Genomic DNA, 12,247 nt, shown 5'->3' with positions numbered 1-12,247 from the left:
ATTATTAAGATGAGATTTGTACTTGAAGGTATATACGATAAAAGAGGTTTTAAATTTGCCAATGAAATGGCAAAGGGAGTCTATGGTTTTGACTTTAGGCCAAGAAGCTTTAACTTCATTCAGGGTTATGTCATTGAAGAGCTTTTAAGAGAGTCTCTGCTTAAACTTGAAGATATTGTTGAACTTCACTTTGAAAACGATTCTCCAGTTATTATTGATTTGGTCATTGAACAAGTCTCAAAAATACATCCTAATATTAGAATAAACTACGGCCAAAGTGGACTGCACTCTAAAGAAGAATTGGAGAGGGCCGGTAGACCATTTTCTATTATTTTCGATATTTCAGATTCTCAAGTTTACGAAAAGATACAATCTCATTTATGTCAAAGTGTTGTTTTCTCATATGAAGATATTCATCGTATGGCAGATCAAGGCCAGCTTAATGCTTTTATTGTGAATTTCTATACAAAAGTGATGGCCACTAAGAATGAGAAGTTTGAGATAGGTGTTAAGTTAAATTGGGACTCAAACCTTTCAATTGGAATTATTGAGCAACTTGATCCTGACTATCTTAAGTATGAGATTTCATCACAAGTTGAACGATGCTATCGTAATATCGATGTTCCTAAGTTATCAGAATACTTTGGCGCTACGATAAAGGCCCTTGCTATTTAATAGCTTTTGATGAATAAATAATCTATGAATATTTTACTCTCAAACGATGATGGATACTCTGCTGAAGGAATTCAGTGTCTTTATGAAAGCCTAAAAGATATTGCCAATGTTGCTATTGTTGCTCCAGATAAAGAGCGCTCAGCGACTTCCCAGGCCCTAACTCTTCACGATCCAATTAGAGTCGAAAAAATAAATGACTATACATTTAGTTGTAATGGTTACCCTGCTGATAGCGTTTTAATTGGAATTAATTCTGTTTTAGACTTTAGGCCAGACCTTGTTATTTCAGGAATTAACCATGGTGCTAATCTTGGACAAGATATCTATTATTCAGGAACTGTCGGTGCCGCAAGGCAGGCCGTATTTCAAGGAATTAGGGCCATTGCTGTTTCAACAGTAATGAGATCAAATGATGAGGTCAGACACTTTCAGACGGCCGCTGAGATCGTTAGAAGCTTAGTAAAAGATAAGTCCGATACGCTTTTAGAAATGCCAGAGTGCTCACTTTTAAATATTAATGTACCAAATATGTCGGCCAATGATGTCGGTGAAATCGTTTGGACAACTCCTCAAATGAGAAGATACAGTGAGGAAGTGTATGAAAGGGTAGATCAAATGGGCCGCCAGTATTTTTGGATTGGTGGATCGCCTTTAGAGATCGATCCTGACACTACTTCAGATCACCATGCGATCATGAACGGAAATATTTCGTTTTCTTTCCTAAACCTTTTGAATTTTTCGTCCGATGTATTCCATGAATGGGCGGCAAAAATTTCCAAGTAATTTCTATTAGTTGATTAAATTTGTCCCCATTCAAGATTTAAACGAATGAGGACAAATGAAGAAGTCATTGCTATTTCTTGCGACATTACTGACGATACTTAGTTGTACGACCCTTAAAAATGGCCGCTATATTAAGCTAACAGATAATTATAATGCTGAGAAACTGGCAGATATTTTTAATATTCCACAATGGCAAATTGAAGAATTTAATAAGGGTGCAGCTTTTAAGAAGGGTGATACTATTTTTCTACCTTATAAAAATGGAATTCTTTATAATCGAGTTGAAGGTAGAACAATCTCTTCAATCAATTATCAAAAACTTCGCAAGAGTTCTCGTTTTCTTTGGCCGGTTCCTTCATCTAATCGTGTAACATCTGGTTATGGACATCGTTGGGGAAGACCACATGAAGGGATTGATATTGCCGCTCGCAAGGGAACCTATGTTGTATCAGCTGATGCAGGTGTTGTAGTCTTCAGTGGACGCAAGTCTGGTTACGGGAATATTACTGTTGTTTCACATGTTGGCGGGTTTTTTACTATCTATGCACATAATCATAAAAATTACACAAGAAAAGGTCAAAAGGTTGCTCGTGGCCAGGTGATTGCAGCAGTAGGTAATACTGGTAAGTCGACAGGTGACCACTTACACTTTGAGATTAGACACGATTCTAAGGCCTTTGACCCATTAGAGTTTTTTCACAAGCACTAGATCTAATAACTTAAAGTACATTAGTGCAGTGTTAACTGCGTCTTCAAGTGCTGTATGGGCAACATCTCCCATATTTAAAAACTTCATAAGCTTTGAGCCCGATTCACATTCAGCAGGTATTAATTCCATATCAATTAGGCCGTAAGCAATACATGAGAGGTCGAGTTGGCGGTGTTCAAAGTATTTTCTCATAAAGTCCCAACCAAGGTCTCTAGTCATGAATGGTAGATCTATTGCACTCATGGACTTACCAAATAATGTAACTTTCTTATTTCCAAAATAATCTTTAACTTCTTCAGACTCAAAATAGTTAATAAGTTCTTGCTTGAACCTTTCGAGTGTTAGGCCGTCAGTGTGGGCCTTATCGATTAATTCTTTATTGTGATCAATGACCCATTGATTTAAATTAGGCTTGAGCTCTTCAAAGCTAGGGCACTTTATATAGAAGTGTTTTTTTAGTTCTTTATTTATTGTTTTTGTTTTTGCACAAAAGGGAACCATTGCAAATTCGATGATTAAGTCTTTTTCTTCTAATCCTGTAGCTTCAATATCGAATGATAAATAACGCATAGTTTTTCCCTTTTTAAAGTTTATAAATATGAAATAGTAATAATTGAATTATACTTTTGAATGATATCTTTGACTAGTAGGGCACAAGCTAATAGGTCATCATTAATGATACAGAGTCTGCACACTTCCTCTCCATTACAGCTTGAGGCCACTGGTATTTCCTTACTTCTTAAGAACTCAAGTACTGTTAAGTTCATGTCAGCTTCATTAACAGGCAATGTCCAAGACTTTTGTGAAGCCTTGCCGTTTAGTGTTACTTGCATGTAAGTTGACCATTTCTAGGATCTTTGTAAGTACTTAATCCATTGTTAAGCTCAAGTATCGTAAGGTTTCCAAGTGCTGGAGTATAGTATTGAGCAGTGCCCTGCTCATTTTGTGTCACTCCATAGATTTCGGAAATTGTTCTTTTTGGATTTTGAAGGACAAGTGATCTTTTTGTATTCATATAGTCTTGAGCATTTGCAACCTGAGGGAAATTATTAATAAGCTCGGTTAAGACTTGAGCATTATAAGTAATGCCATTCATTAAAAGAAGGTATCTTCTACCTTGATTCTGCTCACTTATACATAGTGCTGTGTAATTATCATTTTCAAAATTTGATAAAAGAACATCTCCAATTGAGTCTCCAATTTCTGGGAGGGAACTTGTCACACCAATAACGTAGTTATTCTTATCTTTGTAATGAGAGAATGTATTGTAGTATGACTTTTTAGGCCTCTTTAAAATCGCCATTTTTGAGTCATGTAATTTAGAGTCAAATGAACAGCTATAGTTACCTCTTCTGAACAGATAGTTAGAGTTGTAACTACTGATGCTATTATGATTTTTTGTGTACTTTGTTAGTTTGTTAAGTCTCTTTAGGTAGCTAAGTCTTGCAAATAACTCGTTTTCTCGAACTCCTTGGGCCCCGCGAAAGTACAATCTCTTAAGAGCTTTGTTTTTGAATAGTTCTGCCTGATTATCTTTAATATATTGTTCGAGTGACTTTGAAGCATAGACATATTCACTCAAGTTACTCTCAATTAGTCTTAGTCTTGATCTTATGGATAATGGTTTTTTGTAAAATTTGGCCATTTGAGAAACAGCATTCATAAAGGCAAAATCATTTTGCTTCTGTGGAATACTATTGATAAAAAATTCTTTTCCTGCAACCTTTGCAATGAGTAGGGTGTGAGAGTTTAGTGTCGTCGCATGTGGTGCGAAGTAAAGTTGCGATAGAGTAAAGTTTAATATTTGATTGCGATAACTAGAGTTACTAGATTTAGAACTAATGAGCTTGCTAACTTCTTGTTCATTTTTTTCATTATCTAATAGAATATTATTATTCTTTTCAACAATTGGACATGTGTGGTTGATACTTTGTGAAGTATTGAGTTTCTTTTCAACCTCGGAGCAACTAGTTATTGCAGTCGTTGCTAGTATTAGCAATATCAAATTTTTAAATCTATTCATTTTAAGCTTTGTAATTGTCATCTTTATGAAACTCTTCATTTTCTTCGTAATATATTTCAAGCTCTGGATCATTAGCTCCAATATTATTTGAATTAAATGAATCATTAAGCTCTTGTATTACTTTCGTTACAACTTCTTGTCTTCCAGAGATCTCGACAATAATCCAAAGACCTTTCTCATTAACAGCTGTGTGGGTAATATTATAGGCCATTTCTTTTGAGTTTAAGAATTGAGTTACCTGATCAAATGCTTTTTCTTGATATGGTGTCGTTCTGGCCGGTGGAGAAGGAATAAAATACGTAAAAGTTTGTTTGTTATTTGGCGCTTTATTCCTGTTGAAAATACTCATCTATTCCCCGTAAGTTTTTGTGATTACGTTTAATTATAAACGTCCTTATTGTTAAATGGAAATGTTTACCCATTTATTTTTTTTCTGCTTTTTTCATTATTGTGCGTTATAATTTAATTGATCGACAGGATGTCGTAGCAAGAGATAGGCATGAAGCCGAAAAAATGGAGGGCCAGTTGCAGGGCCCTCTTTTTTTATTCAAAAATTTCGTTATCAAAACTCTTATTTAATTCTTTAATTGTTATTCCATCTGCTAAATTCAAAACTTTAAATTTTTCATTTTCAACTTTAAAACTTCCGCATTCAGTTACAACATAATCAACAACACTCTTTCCTGTAAGTGGCAGACTACATTGTGGTAAAAGTTTTGGCTCACCAGTTTTACTGAAGTGTCTCATCATTACAATGATATTTTTGGCACCATTTACTAGATCCATTGCGCCACCCATTCCGGTTATTTTCTTGCCAGGGATCTTCCAGTTAGCAAGTGATCCTTGCGTATCAACTTCCATGCCTCCAAGGACACAAAAATCGATATGGCCTCCTCTGATCATTCCAAAGCTCATGGAACTATCAAAGAAGCTGGCTCCTTTTTCAACAGTAATCGTTTCTTTACCGGCATTTATTAATGTTGCCGATACTTCAGATTCTGTTGGGTTGTCTCCAACTCCAAGAACGCCATTTTCACTATGAATGATATAACTATGATTCCTTGGTAGCTGTGATGGAATTATTGTAGGTAGGCCAATTCCTAAGTTTATTGTTGAATTCTCTTTGAAAAGAGTCGTTACTTCCTTTGCCATTTGCTCTTTTGTCCACATAACTAAGACTCCCTCGTTTTTAAGAATTCAATAGCATTCTCATAATCAGTACCTTGATAAACACGTTGAACAAAGACGCCTGGGATATGGACATCTTCAGGCCTTATATCACCGAGCTCGACAATCTCCTCAACTTCAACAATTGTTGTCTTTGCGGCCATGGCCATGAGAGGAGAAAAGTTACGTGCAGTTTCCTTAAACCATAGATTTCCATATGGATCAGCTTTTTGGGCCTTGATAATTGCAAAGTCTGCGTAAAGAGCTTCTTCTAGAATACAAGGACGATCAAACTTCTTTACTTCTTTTCCTTCGGCCACTTCGGTTCCGTAGCCTGTCGGTGTGTAGAAGGCACGGATCCCCATTCCTGCTGCTCTAATTCTTTCACTAAGTGTTCCTTGTGGTACGAGTTCGATTTCAATTTCGTTTGCAAACATGGCCGCCTCAAGGTCGGGATTTCCTCCCACATAAGAACAGAAGCCTTTTGAAATCATTTTCTTTTTTAAAAGCTTCACAAGGCCTCGCCCTGAGTTCCCAATATTATTTGAGATGACTTTTAGGTCATTTAATTCCATTTGAGCTAATTGATTAATTGAGTTTTCAGGGATTCCACAAAGGCCAAAGCCTCCACTCATAATTGTTGAACCGCTTGTTACATCCTTAAGCGCCTCTTTGGCACTTGGAAATATTTTACTGTACATGTGAGTCCTCGATTATTTTTAATAATTTATTTAAGCAATTTTCTAACTCAAGAGGAGAGTAGTTTAAGTACGGACAAAGTATAAGTGATCGGTTCGTCATATTAATAAATATGCCATTATCGATTAACTTATTCCATAATTGGTTAGTTTCAATAATATTATCATTAAGATCGATGGCCATAAGAAGACCAATATGCCTTACACCAGAGAAAGATTTTGAATTTTCAACCTGCTGTTTAAATGTACTTAACAATTGAAAGTTCTTATCTCTTGTTTTGATAAAATCTAGATCTGCAATTAATGTTAGAATTTCATCAAGTATACGCAGTCCAATTGGATGGCCTGCATTTGTTAGTCCACAACTTAGAGTATTATCATCAAAGAATGATGCATTCTCTTCACTAACAAAAACTGCTCCAAATGGAAAAAATCCTCCTGAGATATTCTTTGCAAGCGTAATAAAGTCAGGCCTTAGATTTTTGAAGTTTTGAAAACCGAAATTAGTTATTGTACGTCCAAAACCACAAACAACTTCATCTAGGATTAGCTTTATTCCTGTTTCTTGGCAAAGCTTAGAAAGTTCATCATAATAACTTTGCGGTGGGATAAATACGCCGTTTCCACCTGTTATTACTTCAAGGCAGATAGCTGCGATATTAGTGCTTCCTATTTTATTGATCGTTTCTCTTGTTCTAGTTAAGTCTGGGTCATTAAAGAAATTAGGAATGAATGCATGAAAGTTTGATGGGATACCGGCACCGTCGCGGCGCCAATCTCCTGTCAAAGCTAAGGCCCCTAAAGTGGCACCATGGTACGATGTTTCACATGAGAGAATGAATTGTCGACCTGTTATTTGTCTTGCCATTTTTATGGCATTTTCATTTGATTCTGCACCCGAAGTTGTGTAAAAAATTCGCCCATCAATTCCAATGAAGTCTAGAAGTTTTTGAGACACTGAGTTTTTTAAACTATATTGGCACTTAGGAATGGCCATTGGCATATTTTGGATTTGATCGATCATAGCACTTTCTATTTGCTTATTTCGAATACCAAACGATTGGTGGTAACTACCAGAGGAAAGGTCAAAAATTTTCTTTCCTTCAGGTGTGAGGTAGCCCCATTCAAACGTTTTGTAGATGTCGATTTTCTTGGCCTGGTTTTGTTTTGTCCATGTGTGAAAAAAAGGTAGGTGGGCCATAAACTCTCACTTTAAAATCTAATTTTTCATAAAATTAGGGGTAGATGAATTTCTACATATTCAAAATTTGTGTCATATTTTTTACAGCCTCTCCAGGCCTTAAATACTTGAGTCTGATAATTAAATAATGCCCCTCCGCAAGTCTGAGATGGGTCCTTTGCTCCTTCTGGTGCAAAGTGAGAACAGATTGATAAGGGATAGCCGTCGTGGGACATCAGTAGCTTCATAACGGAAGCTTCATCATTTATCTCATTTTTGTATTTATCAACCAGATTAAATCTTGCATGAGTGGTTTTACTAATATTATTTTGATCTTCAACTGTTTTTATCTTTTCACCAAGACAGTGGTTTGTATGAAAGATTAAACCTTTTGGATCAGAATTTAATATTTCTTTTTGCGTTGGTGTAATTTCATAGTTATAGGCAGATTTACCATCACTAATTAAATAGTTGTGTCCAGAAGTAATAGGTGCTTCCATAAGAAGTTTACCAATTTCTTCTAGTTTGTTTTGTTGGGCCACTTTTCTAATAAGTGCAGGCCAAATAATTCCATTAACACCATCAACGACATTAATATTATTAACGCCAATAAATTGCCCGTGATTATTTACCGCCATTAGCCCTAGGCATCCACAAACGGTATAAATTAGCTGACGTGTGCCTTTAGTCTCATCAACGATATCAATCAGCATGAGGTAATTCTTCGCACTTTGGTGCATATCCCATGTCTGAGCAGCAATACTATTAGTCTCATCAATATAAGAGACTGATGTACAGCCTTCATCTTGATTTTCATAATCGAGTTGAATGTCTCTAAAGTCTGTATAATTGTTGAGAATAATAATATCTCTAACTGATGTCTCACTTCCTTTAGCTATTCCTTCAATCTCTTGTGCTAGGGCAGCATCAAACTTCATTGTTTCTTCAAATTGGAGTTGTGCAAATTCATCGAGCTTATCTTTTAAGTGAGGAGATCTTTTTAATAAGAGGTTTGTTCGGATTTCAACTAATTCTTTGATTGCCTCTTTAAAAGCTTCACCATGCTTTAGCCCATTTTCATATGGGCCACTAGCATCGTACTTAAATATTGGTAGATTTAAATCTGTCATTAACATGTAAAATACCACTTCTTACTTGTTTGGTTACCAAAAATATTTGGCGCTTTTAGAGTGAAACTGTAAGAAGAGTCATTGATGATTTTAAACTCTTTGCTTGTCTGTACTGGCGACTTTAGATAGGCCACTGCTTGAGAAAGAGCGTAAGCATCTCCATCCCATGTTGAGATCATCATCAAAGGCCTTGATTCATAAACTTCTTCTTGAAGCATACAGATACCGATCTGTCCTGCAATATGAATATAACTGGCGTCAGGGATAATTCCATGCTCTTTTGAAAAGAGCTTCTTTTTACTGTGGAAGTATACACTCTCATTGAAGACAACTTTAGTTCCATTGTCGTGTGCTACTTTTATAACTTCTTTCAGCTCGTCGTGAGAGAAATTAACTAGAAGATCTCCAATGAAAACCGCTAAGTACTCTTTCGTTGTAAGTTTTTCTTTTAGTTGTCCTAGAGTATCAACTTTTGTATTTGGGTAGAAGTCTAAGACACCAGAAAGAGTAGCAGACATAAAACTTTGCTTACCAAAGTAGTCGTGATTAAAAGAGATTACTTTAGTTCTTTGTTTTTGATTTTTGATTAAAATTGATTTGAAGATTTTTTCAACGCATTCACTATGCCCACTTGCTGTAAAAAAGTGTTGTAGTTCCTTTGGCACAACTTCTTTAAATTCTTTTAGATTTGCCATGAAACTCTCGTCGATAAAGTTTGATAGACATACTTTGTTAACTAGTGTTGGCATACTCTCGAAAGATGCTGTATTTAAAATAGGTGAAGTTGAATATTTTAAGTCTTCACTTTTCCATTTAAGGTTTTGACGGTAGATGATGACGTCTCGATGTTCTTCATCATCCAGATAATTTTCTTTAAGTCTCATCTCAATAATTGCACCTAAAGAACAATTGATTGCAAGCATTGCTCCCGCATGGATGTCACGATTTCTTCCGTAGATATAATCATTCCCATTCGCACTTGCTAGCAGGGTTAACGCATACTTTAAATACTTACCCATTCCTTGAGACTGTTCCATATTTATAATAGTTGTATCCAACATATAAAGTGTTTTAGGGTTGTTGAAATACTTTACGAGCCTTAGTCCACTTTCATGTGGGAAGTGAGAGATTTTACCAGCGAAAGAAATACCTACTAATTGCTTTGTTTCACTTAGTAGAGCAATCGCAATTGAATCCTCGCAATGAGCGATTATCTTAAATTTTTCAATGCTTGTTTGTCTTGTCGGTTCGTAAGTATGACGTTGAATCTCTTCGATTTTATGCTTGTAGTAATCGAAGTTTTCACCATCAATTTTGATAATTTCTAAATTAAATTCTTTATTGAAAAACTCTTGAGCAAAGCTAAATGCATCTTTGTCTTGTACTTGTCCCTTGAAGGCTTCAACAAGTTTATTATGCCATAGATATTCATTTGGAGAGTTAACTTTTGTTTTAGGGTTATATTTAAGTTCAGTTGATTTGCCTTTATAAACACGATTAGCAATTTCATCGATTGCATCAAAGAGATAGTCAATATCTTCATTTGTCCAGGCAGTGTTAAGTCTAAAGCGTAGTGTATTATCTCCAGCTTGATAATAGAGTAGACCTAGATCAAAGCGATTTCCAATAAACGGAGCAATGTCTTTTGAATCTGATAAGTCAAAAGCAAAAGCAACACCAAAGCATCTTGGTGAAGAAAGTTGATCCCACTTGTTTACAAGTTCTGATAGCTTAGTTCTTGTATACTCTTCAATTGCTGCGATTTTGTAACGTAATTGATCAATAGCAATCGCTTGATAGTAACCTCTAATAACAGAGGATGTTTGAAATTCATTATTTTCCCAACATGGATTTTCCGTCAGAACAATTCCACTCTGGGCCTTTTTTGCACAAGTTATATATTCTGGGTTTAGTTGATTTCCTTGTGAGTCTTTAAGGTCAAATGTTCTGTGCCAAAAAAAATCTCGTCCTAGTCCAAAGCCTGTTTGAACCTCGTCATAGATAACTGACACTTTGTATGACTTAACAAGTAGATTAAGTGCCACATGAAAGCGATTTGTTGAGTAGCGGTCGCCACCCTCACATTGCATTGGCTCTACTAGGATTGCAAAGTGTGTATTCTCTTTTAGTACTTCATGAAGCTGTTTTAAAGATGCAATTTCTGATTTTAATAACTCATCTGCATTTTTTTCAAAGTTAGCAAGTTTTGCTTCAAAGTTTTGCGCAAATGGATTTTCCCATAGCTTTGTCCATTCTGAATCGATTTCTATAATGAATTGATCACTTTTGGTTTCTGGGTATTTAATAAATGTCGTTTCGTGACCTTCGATTTGATATGGCTCACGCTTGCTTGGGTTCCAAGTTGAAAAAAGAGTTGAAAGGAAGCGGCCGTGGAAGCTGCCTTCAAACGCAATTATTTGGTTTGCTTCTGTGTGCGCCCTTTTTTTGTAGGCCATAATTAGAGCAACCTCATTTGCTTCTGCACCTGAATTGACAAAAATAGGTGTTAGTTTTTCATTTGCGGCCTTGTCTCTTAGAAGGGCCCTGAATGAGTCAGCTATTTCAATAAATGTAGAATCAAGATAATTACCAGTCCACGCACTTTCATGCATTGTTGTACCAAAGAGTGCTGTCGCATTAAAACCAAGACCAAGTGTTGCAATTTGTGAAGCTGCATCGAGAAGGAATTCTGGCGAGTTTTTGTCGTTTGTCTCCATCGCAAGGTAAGGGCCTTGAGAGAATTTGTGATGTGGAATATATTCCTTCTTCTCAGCTGAAGTAAAGTTATCCTCATACATTGTCGCAAGTTTCTCTTTTGCATGTTCGTGGCTATTTTTTGTAATTAAGTTGATTTCCATATCTGTAACCCTTGAGTATTTTTAATTATCTAACTTCTTTAAGTATCTTCTCTTTTAAAAAATCGCTAAATTTTAGTCCAGTATTTTCCAGCATCTTCGGAAACATCGAAATACTTGTCATACCTGGAAACGTGTTGATTTCATTTAAATAGATATTGCCTTCACTTAAGAAAAAATCGATACGTGAGAGATGTCTTAGTTTGAGACACTTGAATGCTGTCTTTGCAATGATTTGCATTTGAGAGACTTGCTCATTTGTTAAGCCCGGTGCTTCAACAAATGTCTTGGCCTTTGATTGTTCACTATACTTTTGTTCATAGTCATAGAACTCATCATTTGCATTGACGATTTCACCTGGTCTAGAAGCATGGAGATTTCCATCTTGTTCGAATACTGCAATCTCTAATTCACGTCCTTTAAGTGTTCTTTCAATAAGAATGTCGTCGCTATATTCTAGGGCCTTGTTGATAGCATCAGTTAATTTTTCTCTGCTTGTTACATGATAGCAGCCAACTGAAGAGCCCTGACTTGCGGCCTTTATAAAAACGTCGTTATTCGACTTTTCAAAGAAATCGACAACTTCACTTCGCTCATAAGGTAGGTCTTTATGAATTGACATCCATTGTGTGTTTGGAATTCCTAAATGATCAAACCATAATTTAGTTGTTACTTTGTTAAAACAAATACTACTTCCTTCATGGCGAGGCCCAAAGTAGGGTAGTTTATGCATTTCTAAAAAGCATTGTATTTCTCCCGTTTCTCCAGGAGGGCCATGAATAACTGGAATGACATAATTAATATAAGGTCTTTCAGTTGCTGTTTCTAGAATTTGTCCGTTTAGGCTTACTTTTTGACCGTTTAGAGTGAGGTCACCTGACTTTGTCATTTCAACGACAATAGGATTGAGTTCTTGGATGAGGCCCACTTGTTCTTTTACGAAAGCTGCTGAGCGAAGAGAGACCTCATGCTCAGTTGAGCCACCACCACATATGATTAAGATATTTTTCCTTTCCATGGAAACCTT

13 protein-coding genes are annotated in these 12,247 nt (G+C 36.0%); 3 read left to right on the top strand and 10 right to left on the bottom strand.

The genetic code is table 11. From position 1 onward, the window contains the following. Positions 1-9: 9 nt before the first annotated feature. From ACRXC1_RS09220 to ACRXC1_RS09210, 3 genes are read left to right on the top strand one after another with little or no spacing between them, the layout of a single operon-like run. Positions 10-675, top strand: a complete 666-nt coding sequence (locus tag ACRXC1_RS09220; RefSeq protein ID WP_433658242.1) for a hypothetical protein — start codon at positions 10-12, stop codon at positions 673-675. 24 nt (positions 676-699) lie between these two features. Continuing rightward, on the top strand, positions 700-1,458 hold the full coding sequence (gene surE, locus ACRXC1_RS09215) for a 5'/3'-nucleotidase SurE (protein WP_433658240.1): 759 nt from the start codon (positions 700-702) through the stop codon (positions 1,456-1,458). 55 nt (positions 1,459-1,513) lie between these two features. After that, positions 1,514-2,167, top strand: coding sequence for a M23 family metallopeptidase (locus ACRXC1_RS09210; RefSeq protein ID WP_392912010.1), 654 nt, complete (start codon positions 1,514-1,516; stop codon positions 2,165-2,167). Here the strand turns inward: ACRXC1_RS09210 and ACRXC1_RS09205 are convergent. The 10 genes from ACRXC1_RS09205 to ACRXC1_RS09160 form a co-directional block, all read right to left on the bottom strand. Continuing rightward, positions 2,144-2,737, bottom strand: coding sequence for an exonuclease domain-containing protein (locus tag ACRXC1_RS09205; RefSeq protein WP_433658237.1), 594 nt, complete (start codon positions 2,735-2,737; stop codon positions 2,144-2,146). The two genes, ACRXC1_RS09210 and ACRXC1_RS09205, sit on opposite strands and share 24 nt — an antisense overlap. A gap of 20 nt (positions 2,738-2,757) precedes the next feature. Next, positions 2,758-3,000 (bottom strand): hypothetical protein, encoded by a 243-nt coding sequence (locus tag ACRXC1_RS09200; protein ID WP_392912006.1) that lies wholly within the window; start codon positions 2,998-3,000, stop codon positions 2,758-2,760. After that, a complete protein-coding gene (locus ACRXC1_RS09195; protein WP_433658235.1) occupies positions 2,991-4,190 on the bottom strand; it encodes a hypothetical protein in 1,200 nt (399 codons plus the stop codon). Before ACRXC1_RS09195 ends, ACRXC1_RS09200 begins: the two co-directional genes overlap by 10 nt. A 1-nt stretch (position 4,191) precedes the next feature. Further along, positions 4,192-4,539 carry a hypothetical protein gene (locus ACRXC1_RS09190; RefSeq protein ID WP_433658233.1) on the bottom strand — a complete coding sequence of 116 codons (348 nt, stop codon included), beginning with the start codon at positions 4,537-4,539 and terminating at the stop codon, positions 4,192-4,194. 194 nt (positions 4,540-4,733) lie between these two features. Further along, on the bottom strand, positions 4,734-5,360 hold the full coding sequence (locus tag ACRXC1_RS09185) for a 3-oxoacid CoA-transferase subunit B (protein WP_392912001.1): 627 nt from the start codon (positions 5,358-5,360) through the stop codon (positions 4,734-4,736). Between the two features lie 2 nt (positions 5,361-5,362). Beyond that, positions 5,363-6,058 carry a CoA transferase subunit A gene (locus tag ACRXC1_RS09180; RefSeq protein WP_392911999.1) on the bottom strand — a complete coding sequence of 232 codons (696 nt, stop codon included), beginning with the start codon at positions 6,056-6,058 and terminating at the stop codon, positions 5,363-5,365. Beyond that, positions 6,048-7,256 (bottom strand): aminotransferase class III-fold pyridoxal phosphate-dependent enzyme, encoded by a 1,209-nt coding sequence (locus ACRXC1_RS09175; protein WP_433658230.1) that lies wholly within the window; start codon positions 7,254-7,256, stop codon positions 6,048-6,050. Before ACRXC1_RS09175 ends, ACRXC1_RS09180 begins: the two co-directional genes overlap by 11 nt. 26 nt (positions 7,257-7,282) lie before the next feature. Next, positions 7,283-8,365, bottom strand: coding sequence for a C45 family autoproteolytic acyltransferase/hydolase (locus ACRXC1_RS09170; RefSeq protein ID WP_433658228.1), 1,083 nt, complete (start codon positions 8,363-8,365; stop codon positions 7,283-7,285). Next, positions 8,365-11,223 carry an aminotransferase class III-fold pyridoxal phosphate-dependent enzyme gene (locus ACRXC1_RS09165; protein ID WP_433658226.1) on the bottom strand — a complete coding sequence of 953 codons (2,859 nt, stop codon included), beginning with the start codon at positions 11,221-11,223 and terminating at the stop codon, positions 8,365-8,367. Before ACRXC1_RS09165 ends, ACRXC1_RS09170 begins: the two co-directional genes overlap by 1 nt. A 25-nt stretch (positions 11,224-11,248) precedes the next feature. Then, the gene (locus ACRXC1_RS09160) at positions 11,249-12,238 is read right to left on the bottom strand and encodes a D-alanine--D-alanine ligase (protein WP_433658224.1); all 990 of its coding nucleotides are present in this window, start codon (positions 12,236-12,238) and stop codon (positions 11,249-11,251) included. Between the last annotated feature and the right edge of the window lie 9 nt (positions 12,239-12,247).

The organism is Halobacteriovorax sp. GFR8 (genome assembly GCF_050955245.1).
In the GTDB taxonomy this organism is placed as follows: Bacteria; Bdellovibrionota; Bacteriovoracia; order Bacteriovoracales; family Bacteriovoracaceae; genus Halobacteriovorax_A.
The sequence above is the reverse complement of the archived record's forward strand: the minus strand, read 5'-3'. Positions and strand labels throughout refer to the sequence as shown.

What these genes read in the sequence shown, in the direction of transcription:
- ACRXC1_RS09205 (WP_433658237.1), bottom strand. Translation starts at nt 2,737, where the DNA reads ATGCGTTATTTATCATTCGATATTGAAGCTACAGGATTAGAAGAAAAA.
- ACRXC1_RS09200 (WP_392912006.1), bottom strand. Translation starts at nt 3,000, where the DNA reads ATGCAAGTAACACTAAACGGCAAGGCTTCACAAAAGTCTTGGACATTG.
- ACRXC1_RS09190 (WP_433658233.1), bottom strand. Translation starts at nt 4,539, where the DNA reads ATGAGTATTTTCAACAGGAATAAAGCGCCAAATAACAAACAAACTTTT.
- ACRXC1_RS09170 (WP_433658228.1), bottom strand. Translation starts at nt 8,365, where the DNA reads ATGACAGATTTAAATCTACCAATATTTAAGTACGATGCTAGTGGCCCA.
- ACRXC1_RS09180 (WP_392911999.1), bottom strand. Translation starts at nt 6,058, where the DNA reads ATGTACAGTAAAATATTTCCAAGTGCCAAAGAGGCGCTTAAGGATGTA.
- ACRXC1_RS09185 (WP_392912001.1), bottom strand. Translation starts at nt 5,360, where the DNA reads ATGTGGACAAAAGAGCAAATGGCAAAGGAAGTAACGACTCTTTTCAAA.
- ACRXC1_RS09165 (WP_433658226.1), bottom strand. Translation starts at nt 11,223, where the DNA reads ATGGAAATCAACTTAATTACAAAAAATAGCCACGAACATGCAAAAGAG.
- ACRXC1_RS09175 (WP_433658230.1), bottom strand. Translation starts at nt 7,256, where the DNA reads ATGGCCCACCTACCTTTTTTTCACACATGGACAAAACAAAACCAGGCC.
- ACRXC1_RS09160 (WP_433658224.1), bottom strand. Translation starts at nt 12,238, where the DNA reads ATGGAAAGGAAAAATATCTTAATCATATGTGGTGGTGGCTCAACTGAG.
- surE (WP_433658240.1), top strand. Translation starts at nt 700, where the DNA reads ATGAATATTTTACTCTCAAACGATGATGGATACTCTGCTGAAGGAATT.
- ACRXC1_RS09220 (WP_433658242.1), top strand. Translation starts at nt 10, where the DNA reads ATGAGATTTGTACTTGAAGGTATATACGATAAAAGAGGTTTTAAATTT.
- ACRXC1_RS09210 (WP_392912010.1), top strand. Translation starts at nt 1,514, where the DNA reads ATGAAGAAGTCATTGCTATTTCTTGCGACATTACTGACGATACTTAGT.
- ACRXC1_RS09195 (WP_433658235.1), bottom strand. Translation starts at nt 4,190, where the DNA reads ATGAATAGATTTAAAAATTTGATATTGCTAATACTAGCAACGACTGCA.